This window comes from Desulfosporosinus shakirovi (assembly GCF_020595055.1).
GTDB classification, from domain to species: domain Bacteria; phylum Bacillota; class Desulfitobacteriia; order Desulfitobacteriales; family Desulfitobacteriaceae; genus Desulfosporosinus; species Desulfosporosinus shakirovi.
Genome location: NZ_JAJDOO010000010.1, coordinates 1 through 23,145 on the forward strand (window position 1 = coordinate 1; position 23,145 = coordinate 23,145).

Sequence of the window (23,145 nt, forward strand, 5' to 3'; positions counted from 1 at the left end):
GCCACAGAAAACGCCGGAAGTTTTTATAGACGTTCCCCAGAGTCATCGGCTTGCCAGGAGCTCCCTGGAAAAAGAATGCGCTTTCTATGCAAAGTAATTTAATTCGGAATGGCCGAAAATCAACGTTTTTTGTACATCTCTTTGCATAGTTACTTACTTTGCATAGGGTGGGTTATGCTAAGCTTTGCATAACCCACCCTGAGGAGATCCAGTTGCCGGATGTATTACCTCGCCATCTTGTTTCAATATCCCTGCTTTAAGCCATTTCTTGATTAACCCAAGGAATGCTCTGTCGTCAACTCTCTGCTCTAACATCTTAATAAGCCACGTATGATTTATATTTTGAAAGAATCCTCGAATATCTGCTTCTACTATGTAACTGTAATTGCCAAAGTTCAATTCTTTAGTCAGGTCCTTAATTGCCGTATGTGCGCTAAGCTTGGGTCTATAGCCATAGCTACTAGAACAAAAATCTTGTTCGAAGATGGCTTCTAGTACCTTAGCTGCGGCACTCTGAACGAGCTTATCGGCTATAGCTGGAATTCCTAAAGGCCTGGTTTTCCCTTCCCCTTTTGGTATATCTACCCTACATACCAGTTTAGCCCGATATCTTTTCTTTTCCAGTTGCTTCACGTCAGCTAAGTTCTGCTCAAGCTTTCCTGCAAATTCTTTAGCAGTTATTTTATTGACTCCTGCTGCTGCTCTCTTGTTGTTATTTCTCCATGCTTCTGCTAAAGCGTTGTAATTGAGCAACCGATAAAGGTTTTGAAATCAGTAGTTCTTGAGTCTAATTGCTTTCTGCGCTATTCCCTGCAGGGAGGTTCGCATCAATGGTTCCGATCCTACATGTCCGGTTGATGTTTCCTTTGCAAGCTGCATACTCTTGTTAACCCTTTCCCCTTGTAGTCGGCTTTCCCGTCCTCGGAGTACTATGAGTTAATCCGACTCCCTGATGGTCTTCAGCCTTCCTCTTTTTCGATTGGTAAGACTTACCAGACTTTGCTGGAACCGGCAGGGTCTCCCAAGTTCCTGATACTTCTCTCCATACATGCCATGTTCTCTGACCCCGACAGGCCCTCCGGAATCTCACCTTTAGTGATTCCTTTGTATTGACTTCCGTGACGTTAAACACGTGGTCACCTGCACTTTGTCCGTTTCCGAACCCATTACCGAACCTAGAATCCTAAAGACGGGAATAAGCAGATATGTAAAGTTCTTTGTATTAGTTTCATTCAACATAAATTCTTTGTCGCTAAAATCCCATAGACACCAGCAAGCAAGTGCATCTATTCCCCCAAAACGGGCCGCTGTTGCATAAGATAAAGGACCTCCCATACTTGCTCCTCCTAAAATAACCTTTCCACTGAACCTCTGTTTTGCATAATTTATTGTGTCGGAAAGGTTTTGAAGATGAACGTCCCACTCGAAATCACCCTTAAGTCCCTCACTATATCCAAATCCTTGCAAGTCAGGAGCAATAATGTTGTACCCCTTTTCCCGTAGTGGAATCAAAAAAGGCAATAGCAATCGTGCATACCCGGCAATTCCATGAGCAAAAATTAACGTTGGACTATTGGGTTATCAGCATCATAAATCTCTATATGTAACTTTCTGTTATTCGATATAATAGTCTCTTCAGTCGCCATTCACTCCATTTGCTAATTAGTTCCGCCCCAAACCAATTCTCCATATAGTTCTTTCAAAAATCTTCACCTGAATATTTCACCGAAGGCTCTCCTCGTAAATTAATCTTAAGAAATACTTACAAGGGATTACATAGTCACGCGTATCCCGAAGTCTGGTTATAACTGCGCTACCTTAAGCATTCAGTAAAGACATTCAGATTACACTATAATATTCTTTGCTCTTTTCGTGATTATTGGGTACAACTCTTATAAGAATAAACATATCGTACATCAATAAGCTTCTCCCCCATAATTTCTAAAATATATTCATCATTGCTACACCGTAATCCATTCTTTTCGTAGAAGCGTCTTCCCCGCTGATTATCCTTTAGTACCCATAAGTAGATGCTTTCATAACCAGATTCTTTTAAATCTGATAATGCAAAATCTAGAATCTTATTACCATATCCTTTACCGAAATATTCCGGCAACAAATAAAGAGAAACAATTTCTCCAAAATTAGGGAGTGACTGATCTCTAGATTTTCCATATGCAACACAGCCAATAGGCTTTCCATTTTCAAATAAAATCTGAACATTTAAAACCTTATCTTTTATCCAATCTATAAATGCTAATTCCCAATGATCCTCCTTCAACTCATCTAAAAAGGCTTTAGGAATTATCCCTTTATATGCAAATTTCCAGCTTAAGGCATATATACGACTAATATCTTTAACATCGTTAATCGTTGCTTTTCTTATTTCCATCTTTATTCCCTCCATAACAAATCCTCTGCTAGACATAGAATACCCCCTTCCATGATTTTACTGTTCTCCAGTTTTCTACAAAACCCTTTATTTAATGTTCTTTAACCCATCTCAATGAGGAGAAGCCGAAGCGCAAAGCAATTCAGGAATGGAGCGGATCTCACATAAAGATTTAATGAAAACTCTGAGAGAAAAGATCAATGGATAAATCCTTGTATAAAAAAGACCATGAAGCCGACTCTCTAATGAGTCAAACCTCCATGGTCTTGCTAAGCAAATATCATCTTTTCTTTCTTGAGCTGTATTCTCTCATCATTTGCTAAATTCCTGCTAAGCCAAAACATTTTCTGCCTTCCACAAGACCTTCAGGGCTTTACATGCAAAAAGTAACGCCAATAGCAACCTAGATAATCTACCACCTTTCATGGGTAGCGTAGGTCTCAACCGTCGTCATATTCGTCCTGGTAACAGGCGGCCACTCTTTGAGCCTTTCCACCATATTTCCAGCAAGCTCCCTCGCGTCTTCGCTGCATTTCTCCTGCACCGCCGGATCAAGTCTGGCCAGTTGGCAGAGGGCTTCCAGCAGTTCCTGGAATGCATCGGCAATCGTTTGGCGGCAAGCGATGCATTTTTCTTCATACTTCGTGGTAAAGGCTTGGGAGGCAGCAGTTTTTGGCCTGCTTATTGGTTTGGCGGTTTTTTTGACGGTTTGATATTCTATCTTGATTTCCCCGGGATTATTGGGCAGAGATGTGACTTGAGCCGGCTCTTTCTCCTGAAGGGTTTGCTTCTGTTCTTTAAGAGCCCGATTCAGCTCACGGATGGTTATCTTATTAACATCCTGCTCCAGGATAAATTCCTCCCGCTCATCTTCCGGAATTCCCAGCAGGAGAAGAGCCTGGTTGTAGGTCAAATTCGCCCACGTCGGCGAATTTGACCTACCTTCCCCCGCGCCGTCAGCGAATAGTTTATCTCCATATTCTTTATAAAGCTGCATCAGCTTGTTGGCTTTGCGCTGAGAATAGCTCACCGATTCCACCAGCCATTTTCCCCATTCTCCATGGGGGAGCAAATCCTTGGCCTCCTTCAGGCGCTTGCCGATCTCCAGGGCATTGGTAAGCATAATTTTACAAGTCTCTTGTTTGATCCTATTAATCTCAGCCGCGATGGCTAGGGGAGTACGTTCAGTGCTGAGTTCATTCATTTTGATTCCCGCCTTTTAATAGCTTTTAGGACAGCATACGCAGGCGGGTTTCGAAGGGTGAAAGCTTGACTATGAACCCGGCAAATCACCTTCCAAAATGGAAATCCGATGACAATTTCGGCTAAGATCATGTCCGAAGCAGGCAACGTCAGCTGGTTGGGACATTCTTTATATTTCAGGGGTAACCTCCAGTGATGCAAGTTCATAGTATATAGGGACATGCCGGAACAGCCGGTTTGTCAAAAGCTTAGAAAGGAGCAAGCAAATGTCAATCATCGCTGAAGCTTTAAATTCCGCACTGATAGCCATTTACCAAAACGGATCTACTCCCACCGGAAGCCCGGTGACCAGGCAAAAAAGCCTGAGCTATGTGCGGGCGGATGCCTCCGAAGAAGCCCTTTTCGATGTGGCTCAGGCCTTATTCAGCCTGTCACAGCAGCCATTGCTGGACGTGCAGTTAAGAAAAAATTTCAGGCTGATAGAGGAGTAAACCTTTATGAAAATCCAAAGAAAAGGAGGTGAGTCTATGGCTACAACTGATACCAAAGTGGTCAGGTTAAGTTTTACCACCGAGGGTGGAAAGACGTTTGCGATAACAATTCCCAATCCCCGGGAAGACCTGAATCAAGCTGAGGTCCTGACCGTCATGAATACGATTGTTTCAAGCAATGTTTTCCTGACGACCAGCGGTGCCCTTACAGGCATACGGGACATCAAGGTCATCGGTACTGTTACCGATGATTTATTTGACCCGCCTCAGGCTTAAACACCAGCCTTGATCCCAACTCTGGCGCAACCCCAGTAACTAACAGCTAAAACTTGTCGTGTCGCGAAGGGTCATAGGAGCCTACGCGACACGACAAAAAAACCATCCGACAAACGCAAAGCATGTTCCACCTTAACTCTAATGGGAATGAACATGATGCATATCTGGTGTGTGCGCGTGTGTATGCTCTATTTTTTCATGGGTATGAACATGGCTGTGTTCGCCTTCACCTTTGCAGTCATGAGGATGAGTATGGTGATGATCCTCGTGATTATGCCTATGTTCGTGAGTGCCCTCTTCATGAGTATGGAGATGCTTATGGTATTCCACTCCTCCAAAATAAGCACCCATTATCATAATAATTAAGGCGATCACAAAGGATAGGGTAATGTGCTGACCGAAAAGTATTATCGAGAATAACACCCCAGTAAAAGGAGCAACTGCGTAATAAGCGCTTGTTCTTGCAGCGCCGAGTTCTCTTTGGGCGATAATATAAAAGTAGATACTAAGACCATAGGACACAAATCCCAGCACTAAGGCCATTAATAGGTATAAGGCGTTGGTGCTGTACTGCTTTAGGGCAAGTGCAATTATGAGTGACCCTACTCCAGAGCCGAAACCCTTGACGACAACAATTTGAAGAGGGTCTTTCAGAGACAATATACGAGTACAGTTATTTTCAAACCCCCAGCAAATGCAAGCGAGGATAACAAATATTGAGCCGTTTGAGAAGTAAAAGCTCGTTAAATCCTCAATGGATAAAATAATGCTTGCTAAGGTTATCAGTGAAATGGCGATCCACATTCTCTTGCCAATAGCCTCTTTGAATATCAATAAAGCAATAAGGGATGTGGCCACAATTTCAAAGTTGCTGAGTAGGGAGACGTTTGCAGATGTTGTCATCGTAAGTCCAATCATCAAGCAAACAGGTGCAGCCACATCAAGGATAATCATACCCAGAATATACGGCATTTCTTTTTTTGTCATCTTAGCTTCAATTTGTTCGCTTTTGCTAAGTGCTTTTACTATATTAATGGTTAACATTCCGAAGCCCGCTCCGAGATAAAGGAGTGCTGCCATTAACGTAGGAGGTATTTCCTCAAGCAATAGCTTAGATACTGGTGAGCTTATCCCAAAAAGTGCCGCCGCCAATATTGCTATAGATATTGCTGTTTTATTTCTCATAATAGTTCTTTCAATTGCCCAAACAAAAATCTTTGTACAGCATCAATGTCTTCCGAAGTAATCCTTCGAATTAGTAGATCTTCCTTAGTCAAGGCAACCATTCTCCTTTTCTAACGCTGAGTCTTGGCTTTATAGGTTTAAAGGTTCAGTTCACATCAAAAAGCTCCATTCCTTCACAGACATCTACTATCTCTCCTTGCTGCATGACCATCAACCGTTGGCTCATGAAGTGGACAGCGCTGAGATCATGGGAAATGAAGAGATATGAAAGACCTAGCTCTTCTTGAAGGTCTTTCAGCAAGTTAAGAACCTTCGCCTGAATAGATACGTCCAGACTACCCGTCCCCCCAAATAACCGACCAAAAGTCCAATGGGCACTCCGACGAGGATTGCTAAGGTCAATGCCAACAGCGGGAAGCCAATGAAGACGAACGGCAAATAAATCAATCAGCAGCAACCCCAGCCAAAAAGTAGGAATGGAAGCTCCTATGAGACAAAATCCCGTACTGAACTTATCCACCCAACTCCCGGCGTAGCGAGCGGCCAAAGATCCAAAAATCGCCACCAAAACCACCGTCAAACTTCATCAATATTTTCCGCCACTTGGATTTCCATCTCAATTCCTACTTGTTTAGCCGAAGCCTGAACAATTTGAGCCATTTGAGGCAGTTCAGGACGAGCTATATAAGTAGCCATTCGCAATTTAATGGGCTGACCGTTTCTAAGTACTTTGCCGTCCTGTACTGTCATCCCCGACGCTTGGAAATGCTTTAGAGCTTCTTTGTTCATTACCTTATCTACAATCTCCTGACGGCTCAGAGCAGGCTGATATTTTTCCCTTTGTCGCCCCGGAAGAATAACATTTATGTGGATATATTTGCCGGGGTTAGTCTTGAACATAAATAAAGAGACAACCCCTTGATTGCCAATCTAAAATCAGCAATCAAGCAGTTGTCTCAGACACCGCGTTCTTCTCCACTTTCAAGTCGCCTGGGCATTTTTGAAAACAGATCCCGCTTGAATAAGACATAACCTTACAGGTTCGTTTCCCTCCGGAAACCTTTATGTACCCTCAATAATAAAAAAGCCCTTCAAACTAATGAAGGGCTGAATAAACAAGTCCCTTCACCCATCCGTCGTGAGTAAAGCTATAAGGCATCAGGTTCCTGACTTAGGTTCTTGTTTACTGCCTCCCGACCAAGTTTCCTCAGTGGATGACATAAACTCCCCTTTACAGTGGCGGGACCGCGCCGGATTTGCACCGACTTCCCTGTGATGATTCTCCCCTAAGAGAGATCTCAAGCCCAATATTGAATTATCAAATCAAATGTATCACATACCCATTACATGGTCAAGGGTCAGCATAGCGCCCTCAATAGAGACTAAGCTGGGGAACTAAGCTTACCTGAGCTCAGGAGAAAACCTCTACACAGGCCTCTTGGTCAAAAGGATTCCTGAGGCCAGGGCTGTAAAAGGAGCCACTGCCACAAGTCCGAAACTTCCCACAATCGTGTGCATAATCTCCATGGAGACATACTTTAAATTAAAGATATCCACAACCGGCGTTCCTTGAGCCATAAAAAACATCAGCAAGGAAATATACCCTCCCGTGTAGGCGAACAATAAGGTGGTGGTCATGGTTCCCACCACGGTCCGGCCTACGTTCAGTCCGGAAAGTATGGCTTCTGCCCTGGTGATATCCGGTTTATTTTCCACCACCTCATGAACCGCAGCGGCAATGTCCATAGCCAGATCCATTACCGCTCCTGCTGAAGCGATAAAAACGACGGCAATCAAGATCTGGGTCAAATTTAAATGAGCGTATCCCGCATAGAGCAGACTTTCAGAATAAGGCAGCACTGCACCATGAATTTTAAAACTGTGGCCAAAAATGATGGCCAAAATAGTGGTGAGTAAGGTTCCTGAAAGAGAACCCAAAACCGCTGCCATAGATTGACGGTTCAGCCCCCCAACCATGAAAATAATGATGGAAGTAGCTGTCACTACAAAATACAAGGAAATAATGATAGGATTCCACCCTTTTAGAAGCAAGGGGATCAGTAGTTTCCAAATCATTAAGACCGTCATTAAAAAAGATAACAGGGCCTTTGCTCCCGTCCAACGGGCAAAGAGAATTAAGAAGACGGCAAAAATTCCGATGAGAATGCTCTCTAAATTAATGCGGTAATGATCAATCATTGTGACATTTCTAATGTTTTGGTCTGTATAGTCAATGACTGCCAGGGCTTTGTCTCCTTCAACGAAGGATTTATCCATTTCCAATCTGCCCATGAACCGATTGTGGGCAAAGGTTTGCTGCCCTTTAAAAGAACCATCCAGAATTTCTACTTTACAAACTTGCTCCCCTTCGAAGACAAAACTTACCGTCTTCGAAACATTATCGTTATTAACCTCCAGTACTTTAACTACTGCTCGCATACTATCCGGATAGGTATTCTCTTGAAATCCAGTGGGCAGGAGAAGCAAAATAACTACAAAGATTAGGACAATAAGGTTAAAAACAAGTTCTCTCAACGGTATTTTTTTTAGATAAACAGCTTTCTTCTCTAAAATCTCAAGAAGTATTCTCTGCAAAGCATTCCCTCCCGGCAATTACCAAGGTATCAGCCCTGAGGGGTTTTGACCCCCTCAGGACTGATACCTTATTTAAACAGCTGATTTATGGATTTGACTTCTTTACAGGCGTTTACTTCCCCCGTGCACTTTTGGTAATCGCAGACAGTTTGTTGTAAATCTTGGTATTATCATAGTACCCGCCAAACATCTCTGAACCGGTACCTACAGCATAAACGGGTACGGGTACACCTGTATGGGAATAGGAGGAGAAGCTTAGCCCGGCTTTATTATTGATGATATGAGAGAGCGTCACCGATAAGGGGTTATACGTCCCATAAAGAACATTTTCCTGATCATTTGAAGGCTTTGTCTCTGATGACATAAACTTGGTAAAAGCATTGTTCAGCAAGGAAGATTCGTAAGAAGTCAGAGTGGCTGTATCTAAGCCATAGGCCCCTTTAATCTTATCGCTTAAATCTTCCAGCTTTGGAGTAGCAGGATTAGTTTCTTTGTACTGTTTACTAATTTTGTCAAATTCCTGATAAGACATGGTTACCGGCTGAAGCTTCTCGAAATGGGTACTGTAGCCTGTCAGAGAATACCCAATGGTCATACCGCCGCACTCGTGGTCAGCCGTGACAAGAATCAACGTATCCTTAGGATGGGCATTGTAGAAATCAAAAGCAACTTTCACAGAATCATCAAAGGCGACGGTATCATAGATGGAAGCTGTGGCATCGTTGGCATGGTTGGCCCAGTCGATTTTCCCCCCTTCCACCATCATAAAGAAGCCTTTTTTATTGTCTAATACTTCAATTCCCTTTTTGACATAATCAGCTAGGGCCAGTTCATCTGCCTCGCGGTCGATTTCATAGTCTAAAGCTGTCTCATAATTGTCTGGATCAATGGCCACGACTTTGCCTGAACGGTTATTTAAAGCCTGGATTTCTTCGTTAGTATTGGCTATGGTATAGCCTGCTTTCTCAACAATCTCGTATATAGGTTGATCCGTTCCTTTAGGCCCGGTTTTTTGATCAAAATCCCCGCCGCCAAAATAATCAAAGCCACTGGCTGCCAGTTGTTTTCCAATTTCATAGGCATCATTTCTATTGGCCACCTTAGCATAGTAAGCCGCCGGAGTAGCGTGGGTGATGGGAACGCTGGTTACAATGCCAATCTTATAGCCTTTGGCCTTCAAATCTTCCGTGATGGGGGTGTAAGTCTTGGTTTTACTCTCATCCATATTTATGACGCCGGACAAAGTTTTCTGACCTGAAGCGAGAGAAGTAGCTGTTGAAGCAGAATCGGGAATAAAGGAAGAAGAATCCTGAGTCATAAGGGCCCCGTGAACAGGATACTTAGTGAAGCTCAATTGCTCAGGAGCGAGCTTTCCGGGCAAAGATTTTTCACCCAGATACATTTCAGCGCTGCTGACTTGGGCATAGCTCATGCCATCTCCAATAAACATAAAAACATATTTTGGATTTTTTCCTTGATAAACCTCCTCTTTCGCCGACTTTGCTATTCCCAGGTTCGGCTGGGCCGCCAAAAGGGATATAAGTACTGTACCAATAAGGACTATAGACGCGATACCTTTGGAATGGTTTCTTTTGAACATTCCTATTTTACACCTCCGAAAATTTTTCTTAATTGTACAACACTAGTATTAAGCGCCAATTACGTTTTTGTAAGCTTACTGTTATTTTTTTCTATTTTAGCCAAAAAGAAAATGCGCCGGTCTGGAGAATCTCTATCCTCTCCCCAACGCATTAATTTCATTCAATTTTCCAAGGAACAAATCCCGTTGTTTGCCGTCCCTAAGCTTTCGCCAACCCTTTCATTCATTTCCCTTGGTCATTTCCTTTAACAGGCTCATGCTTTCCTTCCCGATAAGCAATAACCCTGAGAGGCATCCTCCAAGATGATCTCTGCAAACCCCGCCTCGGCAAAGATGGACTTCATCTCCTTCTCCTCCGGCAACAGACAGTTTTGGACTGCACCACCCAGAGACACGTGAAGATTATTAATATACTCTCTGCTGTGGGGATGCATAACAGTAACCCGCCCTCCGGGCCTCAGAACCCGGGCCATTTCCTGGGCTGCCCGCCTCAGATCATCAAAGTGGGGAAAGGCAGAGTTGCACACTACTTCATCGACTGCCTGAGCTGCTAAGGGAATCTCTTCAGCGGCTCCCTCTAAGAACTCTAAGTTAGGGTACTGATATTTCTTTCCGGCTTCCGCCAGCATCCGGGGAGAAAAATCTAGCCCCATCACTTTTCCGGTTGAACCCACGGCTTCGATCAACAGGGGAATCAGCACTCCCGTGCCTGTCCCCAAATCCAGCACCTTGCATCCCGGAGGCAAGGCCAGCTCTTCCACCATATTTTTCAGCCGGATTATTACCTCATCTTCCATTAGAGTATCCCACTTGGCAGCCTTCTCATCAAAATAGGCTTTTTTATGACTCATCCCGCTCTCTCCTTTTGTCCTTTTAATCCTTTAATAGTTAAACCGCGATCTCTTGCCTAACATCATTTTTTGACCTGAGCAGATTTAACTTCTCTTAGGGTTGAGTTAAATCGAGTTTTTTAAAGCCGCCATAATCCTTAGCCATCTCTTCATAAACAGGTTTTCCTAAGAGAAAGGTATAGATTTCCTCACTCTTTTCAACGGGATCGATATCCTGAAATTTTTCCGGAAAAATTACCTTGCCCGCATAATAAGCATCTGCCAAGGCTGTATCGATATTCGTAGTATAAAAATTATAGGGAATCTGACCGTAAACCCGCCCATTCTTGACGGCCCGCAGAGACTGATAAAAGGACGGGTTTTTCTGAGCGTCGGCAAGCACCTTACTGTAACCGCCTTCATCAATAAAGAGAATATCCGGGTCCCAGCTCACCAGCTTCTCTCGTTCAATCATTAAACTACCGCTTTTTCCCGTTTCATCGACGACATTCCGGGCTCCAATGTTCATAAACGGAGGATACTTGGCCTGAGTACTTTCAATGCCCTGAGTTCCTTTCACTCCTAACCCACCTACATAGACCTTGGGCTTATCAGCGTCTGCTATACCCTTAGTGCGTTCTGCCAGATCCAGCTGACTCTTCTTAACATAGTTAATGACTTCTGCAGTCCGTTGTTGTGATCCGATAACCTTGCCGACCAGATCCAAGGACTGGTAGATTTCTTCCTCATTAAAGGTTGCCAATGGCCCATAACTCAAAACCACGACAGGAATCCCAGTCTTGTTCTGAAGATTATCTGCCTTAGCTCTGTCCACCAGATAGGCGATAAATATGACATCCGGCTTGACGCTCAGCAGGACTTCTTCATCGGGCACCGTATCTATTCCTCCCTGCCCAATGGTGGGCAAGGACTTTAGTTTCGGATAAGCAAACATATAAGGCCTGCCTGTGGGGACTTTCTTTTCCATATCCTCGATCCCAACCACTCGGTCGGTTCCCTCCGCGTAAGCAACCAGCCTTAAGGCCCCCGGCCCGACTGCCACAATTCGTTGAGCCGGAATTTTCAAATTCACCTCACGCCCCACCAGATCAGTCACGGTTTGCATTTCTGAATTGACTGTTCCCTGTGCCCTTACTGCGGGCTGATCTGTCTCCGCCTTATTGCTGCCCGGCCCTGCTGAGCAGCCCAACAAGGTCATACCGACCAGCAGTAAACATAGCAACCATGGGCAATTTTCCCTGATCTTTTTATTCATTTTGTAAATCTCCTTCCTCATTTATCTGAACCTAAATTCTTCATGTCATTATGTATACCATCTGCTTAGATATAGGCATCACCTCAATTCCTGGAATACATAAAAAGACCATAGAAATCACAGGCGCGCCTTATGCCGCCTTATGACCTCCATGGTCTTAAATGCACTAATTAAATTCCTTTAAGCATTCGACATTAGCCCTGAAACCCCTGCTCATTTTGGAAAATATTTCTTAAGGGGCCCTTAAAGACTAAATAATTACTCAAGAATCCAACCATCCTTGAGAAGGAATTATTCACTTTGTGTGGAATAGAATAATCATAAATATACAATAAAAAGGGCCATGGAGGTCTTGACTTGACATTAGGTCGAGTTAGATTTGCCATGGCCTTTTTGAATATCGAGGGAGGATGATTGTAATGTGTGAGTCTAACGTCTATCTCCAAGATGGTGAAAACGAAGTCCTGATCATGGAGTCTGTCGATACCCTTGAACCCTGTGAGAACGGGGTGAATCTAATGGACATACTTGGCAGACAGATGTTTGTTCCTGCCAGAATCAGAGCTATGACTTTGCTCAACCACAGAATTATTGTTGAAAAATTACCTTAGAAGTCTCTCTTTCCGGACGAACACGACAGTTCCTCTAGCTCATCTTCAATATCCATAAGCTGCACAATCCACCGAGAGCGTTGTTCTCTTTCCGACATGAATCTCCCTAAAATCTCGCCTTTTTTGTCATGCAACGATTGTCTGCGATCTTCTGTCTCCTGCATTCTGGTTCTTTGTTTCATGGCCTAACCCTCCTGTTTATTAAAATTTCAAATAAATTAGGTTAAAAGAACCATGGGGCTGACTACCTCTCAATGCCAGACATCCATGTCTTAATATTTTTACTATTTTGTAATATTATTATTCTACAAAAAATTCAAAATACCTTCTTTATTCTACTATTTTTTAATAAAGAGTTATTTTTTGGCACAAATAGCGAACATTGGAGTTGGATGGTACAAGATTTGTTCCAGTTCATTGAAAACCAAGGAACTAATATTTTCCTCAACTTCGATTTCTTGAAAACCGCAGCGCCGAAATGCACCATGATCCCATAGTGGCCGCCTTTCATGGGATAACGGCATTTTCCGAGCAATTGCGTCACTTACTGGCTGCTTGGAGATGATTTTGTCTTGATAACCTTTTTTGATAGCAAGGCGCCGATACTTATCACATTGTCGTTTCAATTCCGGATTGTTAAGGCCTAGGTACCAATTAGAGTCAAACACCAATACCTTACCGGCGGGTTTTAAAAGTCTAAACCATTCCTGATACACTTCCTTCGGGTGAAGGGAAAGTCCCATGGCATTTCTGGAGACAATCACATCAACACTTTCATTGGGCAGATCAATAGCATGAGCCTCAGCTTTCAAAAAGCGTATGTTCTTTCCTGATGCCTCAACGTTTTTCCGAGCTTGTTCCAACCTATCTGGATGGGGATCTATTGCTGTAACTGAATAATCCAGCCCGGCTAATAATATTGCTAAAAAGCCATCTCCAGTTCCGACATCTAACACCTGAAGGTTTCCCCCTCGCCCAACATATTTAATCAACAATGACTCCCAAGCTTCTTTTTTAGGGCAAGTTAAATCAGCCAACTTCAAAACCTCGCAGGAATAAGGCACAATTTATGTTATTGTACATAATCAAATTTTTTAAATCCTGTTTTTTCTTAGATGCTTTTTGAACCCCTGTGTCCTTACAGTTCTGAACGACATAATTTGAAGTGATCTCAAATCCTAATATAATGCTGGGTATATCATCTGCTTCTAGATTAGGACAAAGTGTGGTTCTAAACTCATGAGCAAGCCCGCTATTTTTAATAATTTCCACACTTTCTCGAATTGACGATAGCTCTAACCCACCCATCCCAGTAATTTCTTCATATTTATTGAGAGGGGCTTTTAAATCCATAGCAATAAAATCCAGCAGTTCATCGGCGATCAAGGTTCTCAAACTATCCGGATTAGTTCCGTTGGTATCCAGCTTTACAAGGAGCTTCATGGCTTTTAATTCTTCGATAAAAACTTTAAGGTTCCTTTGCAGCGTCGGCTCTCCTCCGCTAATAACTACTGCATCAATCATTCCTTTTCTTTTAGAAAGCCACTGGAAGATTTCTTCAGGCAAAATACCCCTGAAATCTTCCTTAGCTTCTATAAGACCGGCATTGTGGCAATAACTACATCTTAGATTACAACCCTGGGTAAAAACTACAGATGCTATCTTGCCGGGATAGTCGACAAATGATGTCTTCATAAATCCTGCAATCTTCATCAAACCGCCTCCCCAATCACGAATTTTTTCCTCAGATCATATTCTTCCTTTTTGCCAAGATTGTAGTTTTTAACGGGTCTAAGATATCCTGTCACTCTGGACCAAACTTCAGCTTCGGCGCCACATTCAGGACAATTAAAATGCTCTCCGCTGATGTAGCCGTGAGAATCACAGATACTGAAGGTGGGAGTAATGGAGATATAGGGAATCTTATGCTTGTTGAAGATCTTTTGGATGAGCCGCTTGCAGACCTCTGTATCCTCAAGGGCATCTCCTAAATAGAGGTGCTGAACCGTCCCCCCGGTATAAAGGGATTGGAGCTCATCCTGTAGCTCTAAAACCTCAAAAATATCTTCCGTATAACCTACGGGCAGTTGGGTTGAGTTTGAATAGTAAGGAACTTGCTCACCTGCCGTAATGATTGAGTCGTACTTTTTAGTATCCAGCATGGCCAGCCGATAAGAGGTTCCCTCGGCAGGGGTAGCTTCTAAATTATAGACATTGCCCGTCTCCTGCTGAAACTTAATCAGCAGTTCTCTCAAGTAGTTCATAACACTAACCGAAAACTCTCGTCCTTCATTAGTTTCTATTCCTTTTCCCATGAAATTAAGTAAGGCCTCATTCATACCAACGATACCGATGGTACTGAAATGATTATGCCAATATTGTCCGGTTCTCTCCTTGGCATGTCTCAGGTAATAGCATGAATAAGGGTACAGTCCTTTATCCGATTGCTGTTCGATCACTTTTCGTTTGATCTCCAAAGCCGTGCGCCCGATTTCTGCCATACGTTTCAAGCGTTCCATAAACTCCTCTTTTGTCTTGGCTAGATAGGCTAATCTGGGCAGGTTAATTGTAAATACACCTATGGAGCCTGTGAGAGGGTTGCTTCCGAACAAGCCTCCGCCTCTTTTTCTGAGTTCCCCCGTATCCAACCTTAGCCTGCAGCACATGGATACAGCATCTTCCGGGGACAAGTCCGAGTTTACATAATTGGCAAAATAGGGAATGCCATACTTACAGGTAATTTTCATGAAAGCATCTGCCACAGGGCTGTTCCACTCAAAGTCATTGGTAATATTAAGGGTTGGAATCGGGAAGGTGAACACTCTCCCCTTAGAGTCTCCTTCCAACATCACTTCACAGAAGGCCAGATTGAACATATCCAGTTCCTCCCGGAAATCCCCGTACTTATCCTCCCTATATTGCCCGCCGATTATGACATGTTCATCCTTCAAGGTGGAGGGCACCCGAATATCAAAGGTCAGGTTAGAAAAAGGGCATTGAAATCCTACCCGTGTGGGCACATTGATGTTAAAGACAAATTCTTGCAAACACTGTTTGACTTGGGCCAAGGTCAATTGATCCTCTCGTATAAAGGGGGCACAAAAGGTATCAAAGCTTGACCATGCCTGAGCTCCCGCGGTTTCCCCCTGGGTTGTGAAGGTAGAGTTAACGATTTGCCCCAGGAAAGACCTTAAATGTTTGGCAGGGCCGCTTTCTACCTTGCCCGGCACTCCTCCGAATCCATCCATAAGGAGTTGACGCAAGTCCCAGCCGGCACAATAGGGCCCGAAAAACCCCAGGTCATGGATATGGCAATCTCCACTTTCATGAGCTTCTCGAACCTCTTGAGGATAGATCTCATAAAGCCAATACTTTTTGGTGAACACCTCTCGGATATAATTATTGAGTCCATTAATACTTTTTTGAGCATTGGCATTCTCCTTGATTTTCCAATCCTTATCCCCCAAGTAGTCAGAAAACATACCAATGGTTGCCCCGATCAAAGCATCCATTTCACGGCTGTTTTTCCTTTTCTGACGATAAAGAATAAATGCTTTGGCAGTCTTGGCATGACCATTTTCAATGAGGACTTTTTCAACGATATCTTGGATTGATTCTACGTCCGGTTGCTTGTCCTTGTAATTTTTTTGCAAGAGTACTACAACCTGCCTGCCTATTTCCTCAGCACGCTCATAATCTGACCCTCCACAAGCAGCAGCGGCTTTAAAAATGGCATGCACTATTTTCTCTTGCGTAAAAGCCTCAAGTCTTCCATCTCTTTTAATAATTTCTGATATCATCCTTTAACAACCTCCAATTCTTCCAATTTAAAAAGCCTCTTGACGCTAAGCGACAAGAGGCTGTGTATATCCCTGAATACAACACTTACTATGGAACCCCCCTATCGCTCGTAGAGTTATTGGTTCATTAAACAAAGGCAGGTCTTCTGACTTTGGTTCATTAATGCTTCACGCCTTCCCGGTATGGAACCAGTGGCCTTGTGTAAAACATCTCCCCATTACAGTGGCGGGACCGTGCAGGAATTCAACCTGCTTCCCTTTTAAGCTGTACTCGTAGTACTAGCACCTTTATTTCCATCATTCAATTGATATAATGTTATCGTAAATCAGCCTAATGTGTCAACCATTAAGTTGGTAAATAATTCAGCTTGGAGAATCTATCTCTAACAAAATCCGTCTGTTAAAAGGACCTTCGCCAATACTCGTGATACTACTTTATACAAATGAATTATTACCGAAACTCTTTCGCTTACTTTAAGCGTAAACATAAGATAAGAACCAAGTTAGAGCACTCTGACTTGGTTCTTATCTTATACATTATACAATGCAGATACCAATCCTAAAGCTATTTCATGATCATTAACAATAAGGAGGTAATCATTATGCCATATTTTGGGAACCCTTTTTCCGGGCTTGCGAAAGACCGTAAATTAACTGACCAGGAATTAATTAGAGCCATTAGATTCATGATTTCCGCCGAATATGAAGCTATTCAATTGTATATGCAACTAGCTGAATCAACAGACAACGAATTAGCCATTGAAGTATTGAAGGATATTGCCGACGAAGAAAAGGTCCATGCCGGAAAGTTTCTAAGACTTTTAAAAGAGTTAGCTCCTGACGAAGAAAAATTCTACAAGGAAGGTGCTCAGGAAGTCGAAGAAGAAATTGAGGCCTTGAAGAAAAAATAAGTCCATTTCCGGTGTAAGATGGATGTAAGGACAGTGAAATCTCAGTCCCCAAAAAACAAAGTAGTTATGCCATCAAAAAGCGTTCTCATTTCACTGTCAAAGTGGAGTGAGAACGCTTGTATTTTATGTTATAGTAGCAAAAGTATCCCATTTAAGCCTTTGGCCATAAGCGCCAAGGTCTTTAACCTTGCCCAAGTCTTAATTTCATGACAAAGGTAAGGGCAAAAAATCCCGATGTGATCAATACAATTGTTGCTCCGGTAGCTGTTCCCCAAAAGTAGGATAAGATTAACCCTGACAGTCCTGAAATAAGTGCAATCAGAACTGAGTAACTATGATATTGCCTCATATTTTTCGCGATATTTCGCGATGAAGCTGCCGGTATGATCAAGAGAGAACTAATAATCAGGATTCCAACCCATTGAATAGAAATTGTCACGATAACCGCCATCATTATGGCAAATAAATATTCATAACGTTTAACCTTTATTCCTCTGCTGCGTGCCAAAGATGGGTTCATACTCGCCAGCAGAAGCTTATTAAAGATTACGACCCATAATGAGATGACTAGTAAGAAAACAATTCCAAGTGTCAATAAATCTGAGGGGCTAATATTTAAAAAATCTCCAATCAGGTACCCTGAATATTTGTTGAACCCTCCATTGCGAGTAAGTATGACTAACCCCAGTGCCACCGCAGTGGAAGAAAATACCCCAATGATGGTATCGGTGGAAGCCGTATTTGCTTCTTTAACCACAAGAATAGCTATAGTAATCAGCACTGAAAAAGCCAACATTGACCAAATAGGTTTAATCTCCAGGAAAGGGAAGATGTTCCCCACTATAACTCCGATTGCAATTCCTGTTAAGGCGGAATGTCCTAATGAATCTGAAAAGAAGGCCATTTTATTATTAACGATCATAGTCCCCAGCAGTCCGAAAATTGGGGTCACCAATAGCACGCCCAAAAGAGCATTCTTCATAAACCCATACTGCATCCATTCGAAAGGGAGTAATAAATCTACCAGGCTATACCATAAGTGCATTGGCCACCCTATCCTTCTCATCCTTTTGGAAACGATTAGACCAATCTAACCCAAAGGTCTGAATTACTTTCTCATTGGTAAAGACTTCTTGGGGAGTCCCGCAGCATTCAATCGTCTTATTATTAACGAAGGCCACCCTGTCAGCATACTCCGCCACCAAATTAAGATCATGGGAAACTAATATAATGGATAAATCATAGTTTTTACGCAGGGTTGAAACTGTCTGATAGAATAGTTCCAATCCTTTCTGATCAATCCCTGATACGGGTTCATCCAATAGCAGGAGATGAGGAATTGGATCAAGGGCCAGTGCTAATAAGACTCTTTGTAACTCACCGCCTGATAACCCCCCTAAGCGTTTATTGATTAGGTGTTCTCCATGAGTTCGGGCTAAGCTTTCTCTGACACCTTCACGTATCCTTTTCGGATACCCGACCCAAATTGGGATATTTGTATGTGCCGCAGCAAATAGATCAAGCACACTGGTTGGGGAAGTAGAGTCTAAATCAAGCTTTTGCGGAACATAACCCATGGAAGGCCTAGTTATTCCATTATTTGCATCAAGAAATTGAAGTTCCCCAGTATGAGAAATTTCTCCTAAAATAGCCTTGAGTAGTGTGCTTTTCCCCGCACCATTAGGGCCTATGACCGCTGTCAAATCTCCACAATGAATGTGGAGATTGACATCCTTCAATATTTCTATGCCGCTGCGTTTAACTCCGAAGTTATTAATTTTGGTACAACATAAATTGCATTCACAAGTTTTACACTCGGAATTTACACATTTTGGATGCTTCATTTCAACGCCTCTTGCAAAGTAATGAGATTACTCTCCATAAGATTAACATAAGCATCTGCCTCCATAGGCCCTGTTACAATTGGATCAAGGATATAAACCTTAGCCCCCGTCTCTTTAGCAATGGTATCCGCTGCTTTGGTAGGATATTGGGGTTCAGCAAATAGGGCCTTAATCTCTAGAGTTTTAATCTGTTCTATTGTTTCACTTAATTCTTTGGCGCTAGGTGCGGAACCCGGCTCCCGTTCAATAACTCCTACCGTATTCAAGTTAAATTCCTTTGCGAAATATGGAAAGGCCTCATGAAATGTGACGATATTAGGTTGTTGCACTCCATCTAAAGTTTGATGCATTTTAGTCCTAAGTGCTTCAAGCTTCTCAATATAGGCTTGGGTATTTTCCTGATATTTGGAGGCATGTGGGGGATCCAAGGAAGCAAGTTGAGCTCCGATGGTTTTAACTTGGGCAATGGCATTGGTAACACTCAACCAAACATGGGGATTATCTCCTTCATCTCCGTCTCCTTGAATTAATGGAATACCTTGACTTGAATCAATGACTTTTAGATCAGGAATTTGACTTATAACTTTATCCATAAAGGATTCCATTCCTGCCCCATTAATGACTAGAATTTGAGCACCCTCTAAATTCTTCATATCGTCAGGAGTAACCGCATAGTCATGCAGGCATCCGGTCGTAGGCTTAGTCAAACTCACAACATTCACATCAGGGACATCCCTAGTAATATTTAAAGTAAAGATATACATAGGGTAGAATGAAGCTGCTATAGTTAAGGATCTTTCGGTCTTAGTATCTGTGTTCTGACTGATAATAGGCTTAACCTCGTTATTTGTCCCACATCCACTTAATACCAATACCAGAAGACTCACTAATACCACCCAGACAAGTTTTGACTTCTTCAAATACATTTACCTCCTTCACCAAATGCAACTGCCTTGCATTTGCATATCTAAATAGATTATACTCTATTATTAACAATTGTAAACCATTATTTTACTTCTTAATCTTTTATAAATTTATCAAAATAGTGCATAGGTACTGCATTAAATTCCTATATATAGTAATTAAACGAGTAAAAATATTGCTAAAATATAAAAAAAGATTAAAATGGACATAGAAAGCAATTGAAGAATAGGAATGATCTTGTTGGAAGAAAACTCTAAGTATAAAGAATTGCTGAATCGTGAAGGTATTAAAAGCACTCGGCACAGAAATGCTATCCTTAAACTCCTCGAAGAATCTGAATTTCCACAAACTGCAGAACAACTATATATAACCTTAAGAGAAAAAACTGCCTCAATAGATTTATCAACTGTATATAGAACCCTTGATACCTTTGCCTCGAAAAGCTTAGTCCTTAAATCCAATAGAGTTGATGATGGTAAAGCTTTATATGAACTTAACCACAATGAGCATAAACACCATCTTTTATGCGTGGGCTGCCACAAATTAATTTCGATAGAAGACTGTCCTATTGGTGAATTAAAGCAAACTCTAAAAAATAAGATAGATTTTGACATTACAGGGCATAAACTGGAAATTTATGGCTATTGTCATGATTGTAAAAAATATAAACTGCCTCCTTCAGATCATGACAACTTGTAATTCTCTCTATTTTAAAAGAAGTTTTTACGTTTGTTTAGCTTTGCAGGAAATATTTTTTAGCTGGCGAATAAATTATAAACCGAAGTAAGTGGTTATTCACCGCCAAGACTCGAACAACAATGTTCGAAGTTAGTAACACTGCCCTAATGGCAAGTTCTCGTGATGGCGATAAGGGACCTTCAAAAAGTATGTAACGATAAGTCATACTTCTGTCTAAGACAAAAAGAAGGAGTAATCTATATGTGTGAAGCCAATGCCTATCTTAAAGATGGCGAAAAGGAAGTTATGTTCATGGAATCAGTCGATGTTATTGAGCCATACGAAAATGGCCTAAAGCTTATCGACATTTTTGGAATGCAGAAGTTTATTCAAGCTAAAATCAAAGATATGACCCTTCTTAACCACAGAATTGTATTGGAAAGAGTCGATAAGCAACTGTAAGAAAGGGGCTTCATATGTCCATTGCATTTCAATCGATTGGTACAATCCATACACCCTATTTTGCCTTAAATGCCCCTCATCAAGCAATCCCCAATGCACCCGGTGATTTCTGGATTACATTACATCCGGACTACGCCACTGCCCTTGAAGGTTTGCGAACCTTCAACTATATATATGTTATATATCACCTAAATGAGGCGACCTCACCCATAGAACTGCTTACCAGATCCCCTTGGGCTCCTGAAATTGAAATCGGACTCTTTGCCAGCCGTTCTGCTAATAGGCCCAACCCCTTGGGCCTAAGTATTGTTCAAATAAAGGATCTGCACAATAATGAATTAATTATTTCTGGAATTGATGCCTATAATGGAACTCCCTTAATTGATATTAAGCCGTATATTCATTTCCTCGACAGCAAAGAGGACGCAAATAATGGCTGGTTAGACGCTCTTCCTGATAGGAAACATACAATGGCTCATGCTCTTGGGGTTTCTCACAGCCACCAAACAGTTCAAGTTGACAATCAGCACACTCATGATCATCACGATCTCTTACATAGACAAACTAAGCATCTGCACAATCATAACGACTAAAACAAATTGGCTTTTCTCCACTTTATAACGCAAGTCCAAGTCTAATAAAAAATATAGGGGTCGTAACGAAACTTGAGATTTTTTCAAACTGGTGGTGCCTTATCCCAAAATAGAGGACTGTACACCTTTGAAGTGGTGAACAGTCCTCCAATATATACGGGAATTACAAATAGAGTGGGGATAAAACAAACCGGAAAACAAGTTTCGTTACATCCCCTATATTTTTTGTTGGGGGATCTAAAACCTAGAGGGTATTAATGTTGGTTAGGAGTAGGATTGGGATTTGGAGTAGGTTGTGGTTGAGCATACTGCGGGTTATTTCGCGTATGGTCATTATACCCTGGCTGAACTTCCTTGGCTCCCGCTGGTTGAGGATCTTTACCATACTGTGCGGGACCGCCATACTTTTCATTAGGGTTCTCTTCATATGAAATCTCGTTGCCTTGGTTCCAAGGGCCTCTGCTATCACCCATACCTGTGGACATATTCATGTACTTCTTAGAAAAATCAGAATCACGGAAGTCTTTGTCCACTCCGCTGCCTTGTAAAGTGTTGATGGCTTGCATGAAGGAGAAGTTATGTGATTCCTCACGACTTAACAGGAATCGGATCATGTCTTTGACCCCTGCGTCGTCTGTTTGTTGGAGAAGGCGCTCATAAATCAGTTTCGCACGAAGTTCAGCTCCGGCGTTTGACATAAGATCAGTATAAAGATCACCCGTTGAGTTAATATAGTTAGCGGTCCAAGGTTCTCCACCTGAGTTAATCAGAAGCGGACCACCTCCGAGCAGGGCCATATGATTAGCCGCGAAATCTTTAGGAATGCTATCGACTGGACCGATCAGCATACCCAGACACTCACCCACCATTTCTAAATGACTTAATTCTTCAGCTGCGATATCTTGCAATAAATCCCGAATCTTTGGATCATTGCATCCTAAACTCTGAGAAAAATATTGCATGGCTGCTTTAAGTTCACCATTGCCACCGCCAAATTGTTCAAGTAATAGAACTGCAAATCGAGGATCCGGCTGATCGACATGTACGGTATACTCCATATCTTTGACATGTTTAAACATTATAGACCTCCTTTTATGTTGTAAATAGTCAAAAGACTCATTTCAATATCTATTATTTGATTGACTTCAGGTTTTTATCCAAGTATTGTTGGTCGTTAATGCTCTCTCCTACTCTTTAAGAAAAAAAATAGGTTCTTGAATCTGTTATGAACTATACAGATTCAAGAAACCTTTATCTCATGTAATCTCCAGCCCAGCGGCTGATCCGAATTTTATTGTGCAACCGATCTAGTCGAATAACTTACGCGCCGTAGAATGGAGTCTACTCCCTTCGCGCTTAAGTGTTCCTACTGGAGCCTTTCGTCACCGAAGTAAGATAAGGGACACCTACTTGAAGAAGTGGGTGTCTCAGTATTGATAACAACTTAAGGAAATCGTCTTGAGCAAGTTATTTT

26 protein-coding genes and 2 riboswitches are annotated in these 23,145 nt (G+C 42.2%); of the genes, 7 read left to right on the forward strand and 19 right to left on the reverse strand.

Going from position 1 to position 23,145, the window contains the following annotated elements; translation table 11 throughout:
• Window positions 1-177: 177 nt before the first annotated feature.
• The 4 genes from LJE72_RS10485 to LJE72_RS10500 form a co-directional block, all read right to left on the reverse strand.
• The gene (locus LJE72_RS10485) at window positions 178-753 is read right to left on the reverse strand and encodes a reverse transcriptase domain-containing protein (RefSeq protein WP_229247533.1); all 576 of its coding nucleotides are present in this window, start codon (window positions 751-753) and stop codon (window positions 178-180) included.
• Between the two features lie 339 nt (window positions 754-1,092).
• Entirely contained in the window at window positions 1,093-1,560 is a 468-nt protein-coding gene (locus tag LJE72_RS26225) for an alpha/beta hydrolase (protein ID WP_312038923.1), read from the reverse strand.
• A gap of 316 nt (window positions 1,561-1,876) precedes the next feature.
• Window positions 1,877-2,428: a GNAT family N-acetyltransferase gene (locus LJE72_RS10495; RefSeq protein WP_229247535.1), complete on the reverse strand. Its 552-nt coding sequence runs from the start codon at window positions 2,426-2,428 to the stop codon at window positions 1,877-1,879.
• A gap of 376 nt (window positions 2,429-2,804) precedes the next feature.
• Entirely contained in the window at window positions 2,805-3,596 is a 792-nt protein-coding gene (locus LJE72_RS10500) for a DUF3102 domain-containing protein (protein ID WP_229247536.1), read from the reverse strand.
• A 265-nt stretch (window positions 3,597-3,861) separates the two neighbouring features.
• Here LJE72_RS10500 and LJE72_RS10505 point away from each other — a divergent pair, with 265 nt between their 5' ends.
• Window positions 3,862-4,086: a DUF1659 domain-containing protein gene (locus LJE72_RS10505; protein WP_073032673.1), complete on the forward strand. Its 225-nt coding sequence runs from the start codon at window positions 3,862-3,864 to the stop codon at window positions 4,084-4,086.
• Between the two features lie 36 nt (window positions 4,087-4,122).
• Window positions 4,123-4,362: a DUF2922 domain-containing protein gene (locus tag LJE72_RS10510; protein ID WP_229247537.1), complete on the forward strand. Its 240-nt coding sequence runs from the start codon at window positions 4,123-4,125 to the stop codon at window positions 4,360-4,362.
• A gap of 138 nt (window positions 4,363-4,500) precedes the next feature.
• On the opposite strand, the gene LJE72_RS10515 is transcribed toward LJE72_RS10510, so the two are convergent.
• From LJE72_RS10515 to LJE72_RS10550, 7 genes are all read right to left on the reverse strand, one after another.
• Complete coding sequence (locus LJE72_RS10515) at window positions 4,501-5,547, reverse strand: DMT family transporter (RefSeq protein ID WP_229247538.1); 1,047 nt, start codon at window positions 5,545-5,547, stop codon at window positions 4,501-4,503.
• Between the two features lie 145 nt (window positions 5,548-5,692).
• Window positions 5,693-6,112, reverse strand: a complete 420-nt coding sequence (locus tag LJE72_RS26230; protein WP_312038915.1) for an ABC transporter permease subunit — start codon at window positions 6,110-6,112, stop codon at window positions 5,693-5,695.
• Window positions 6,113-6,123: 11 nt separating this feature from the next.
• A complete protein-coding gene (locus LJE72_RS10530; RefSeq protein ID WP_229247539.1) occupies window positions 6,124-6,447 on the reverse strand; it encodes a hypothetical protein in 324 nt (107 codons plus the stop codon).
• Window positions 6,448-6,689: 242 nt separating this feature from the next.
• Window positions 6,690-6,865: riboswitch (cobalamin riboswitch) on the reverse strand.
• A gap of 107 nt (window positions 6,866-6,972) precedes the next feature.
• On the reverse strand, window positions 6,973-8,142 hold the full coding sequence (locus tag LJE72_RS10535; RefSeq protein ID WP_229247540.1) for a YibE/F family protein: 1,170 nt from the start codon (window positions 8,140-8,142) through the stop codon (window positions 6,973-6,975).
• A 112-nt stretch (window positions 8,143-8,254) separates the two neighbouring features.
• Window positions 8,255-9,742 (reverse strand): alkaline phosphatase, encoded by a 1,488-nt coding sequence (locus tag LJE72_RS10540; RefSeq protein WP_229247541.1) that lies wholly within the window; start codon window positions 9,740-9,742, stop codon window positions 8,255-8,257.
• Between the two features lie 254 nt (window positions 9,743-9,996).
• Window positions 9,997-10,593, reverse strand: coding sequence for a class I SAM-dependent methyltransferase (locus LJE72_RS10545; RefSeq protein ID WP_229247542.1), 597 nt, complete (start codon window positions 10,591-10,593; stop codon window positions 9,997-9,999).
• Window positions 10,594-10,687: 94 nt separating this feature from the next.
• Window positions 10,688-11,848, reverse strand: a complete 1,161-nt coding sequence (locus LJE72_RS10550; RefSeq protein WP_229247543.1) for an iron ABC transporter substrate-binding protein — start codon at window positions 11,846-11,848, stop codon at window positions 10,688-10,690.
• 419 nt (window positions 11,849-12,267) lie between these two features.
• Between LJE72_RS10550 and LJE72_RS10555 the strand changes: the two genes are divergently transcribed.
• The gene (locus LJE72_RS10555; RefSeq protein WP_229247544.1) at window positions 12,268-12,459 is read left to right on the forward strand and encodes a CooT family nickel-binding protein; all 192 of its coding nucleotides are present in this window, start codon (window positions 12,268-12,270) and stop codon (window positions 12,457-12,459) included.
• Here LJE72_RS10555 and LJE72_RS10560 read toward each other — a convergent pair.
• From LJE72_RS10560 to LJE72_RS10575, 4 genes are all read right to left on the reverse strand, one after another.
• Window positions 12,456-12,641 carry a hypothetical protein gene (locus tag LJE72_RS10560; protein ID WP_229247545.1) on the reverse strand — a complete coding sequence of 62 codons (186 nt, stop codon included), beginning with the start codon at window positions 12,639-12,641 and terminating at the stop codon, window positions 12,456-12,458. The genes LJE72_RS10555 and LJE72_RS10560 overlap by 4 nt on opposite strands.
• A gap of 174 nt (window positions 12,642-12,815) precedes the next feature.
• On the reverse strand, window positions 12,816-13,496 hold the full coding sequence (locus tag LJE72_RS10565; RefSeq protein WP_229247546.1) for a class I SAM-dependent methyltransferase: 681 nt from the start codon (window positions 13,494-13,496) through the stop codon (window positions 12,816-12,818).
• Complete coding sequence (locus LJE72_RS10570; protein WP_229247547.1) at window positions 13,489-14,172, reverse strand: anaerobic ribonucleoside-triphosphate reductase activating protein; 684 nt, start codon at window positions 14,170-14,172, stop codon at window positions 13,489-13,491. The genes LJE72_RS10565 and LJE72_RS10570 overlap by 8 nt, the downstream gene beginning before the upstream one ends.
• Window positions 14,172-16,259 (reverse strand): ribonucleoside triphosphate reductase, encoded by a 2,088-nt coding sequence (locus LJE72_RS10575; protein WP_229247548.1) that lies wholly within the window; start codon window positions 16,257-16,259, stop codon window positions 14,172-14,174. Before LJE72_RS10575 ends, LJE72_RS10570 begins: the two co-directional genes overlap by 1 nt.
• Before the next feature lie 119 nt (window positions 16,260-16,378).
• A riboswitch (cobalamin riboswitch) is annotated at window positions 16,379-16,564 on the reverse strand.
• A 297-nt stretch (window positions 16,565-16,861) separates the two neighbouring features.
• Here LJE72_RS10575 and LJE72_RS10580 point away from each other — a divergent pair.
• Window positions 16,862-17,170 (forward strand): ferritin family protein, encoded by a 309-nt coding sequence (locus LJE72_RS10580; protein ID WP_229247549.1) that lies wholly within the window; start codon window positions 16,862-16,864, stop codon window positions 17,168-17,170.
• A 181-nt stretch (window positions 17,171-17,351) separates the two neighbouring features.
• Here LJE72_RS10580 and LJE72_RS10585 read toward each other — a convergent pair whose 3' ends face one another.
• Genes LJE72_RS10585 through LJE72_RS10595 form a run of 3 tightly spaced genes read right to left on the reverse strand, consistent with a single transcriptional unit; the run spans window position 17,352 to window position 19,940 of the window.
• The gene (locus LJE72_RS10585) at window positions 17,352-18,215 is read right to left on the reverse strand and encodes a metal ABC transporter permease (RefSeq protein WP_229247550.1); all 864 of its coding nucleotides are present in this window, start codon (window positions 18,213-18,215) and stop codon (window positions 17,352-17,354) included.
• Window positions 18,199-19,014 (reverse strand): metal ABC transporter ATP-binding protein, encoded by an 816-nt coding sequence (locus LJE72_RS10590; RefSeq protein ID WP_229247551.1) that lies wholly within the window; start codon window positions 19,012-19,014, stop codon window positions 18,199-18,201. Before LJE72_RS10590 ends, LJE72_RS10585 begins: the two co-directional genes overlap by 17 nt.
• The gene (locus LJE72_RS10595) at window positions 19,011-19,940 is read right to left on the reverse strand and encodes a metal ABC transporter substrate-binding protein (protein WP_229247552.1); all 930 of its coding nucleotides are present in this window, start codon (window positions 19,938-19,940) and stop codon (window positions 19,011-19,013) included. Before LJE72_RS10595 ends, LJE72_RS10590 begins: the two co-directional genes overlap by 4 nt.
• Window positions 19,941-20,169: 229 nt before the next feature.
• Here LJE72_RS10595 and LJE72_RS10600 point away from each other — a divergent pair, with 229 nt between their 5' ends.
• The 3 genes from LJE72_RS10600 (at window position 20,170) to tsaA (ending at window position 21,671) form a co-directional block, all read left to right on the forward strand.
• A complete protein-coding gene (locus LJE72_RS10600; protein WP_229247553.1) occupies window positions 20,170-20,637 on the forward strand; it encodes a Fur family transcriptional regulator in 468 nt (155 codons plus the stop codon).
• A gap of 240 nt (window positions 20,638-20,877) precedes the next feature.
• Window positions 20,878-21,078 carry a CooT family nickel-binding protein gene (locus LJE72_RS10605; protein ID WP_229247554.1) on the forward strand — a complete coding sequence of 67 codons (201 nt, stop codon included), beginning with the start codon at window positions 20,878-20,880 and terminating at the stop codon, window positions 21,076-21,078.
• A 14-nt stretch (window positions 21,079-21,092) separates the two neighbouring features.
• Window positions 21,093-21,671, forward strand: a complete 579-nt coding sequence (gene tsaA / locus LJE72_RS10610; protein ID WP_229247555.1) for a tRNA (N6-threonylcarbamoyladenosine(37)-N6)-methyltransferase TrmO — start codon at window positions 21,093-21,095, stop codon at window positions 21,669-21,671.
• Between the two features lie 254 nt (window positions 21,672-21,925).
• On the opposite strand, the gene LJE72_RS10615 is transcribed toward tsaA, so the two are convergent.
• Window positions 21,926-22,750 (reverse strand): manganese catalase family protein, encoded by an 825-nt coding sequence (locus LJE72_RS10615; RefSeq protein WP_229247556.1) that lies wholly within the window; start codon window positions 22,748-22,750, stop codon window positions 21,926-21,928.
• Between the last annotated feature and the right edge of the window lie 395 nt (window positions 22,751-23,145).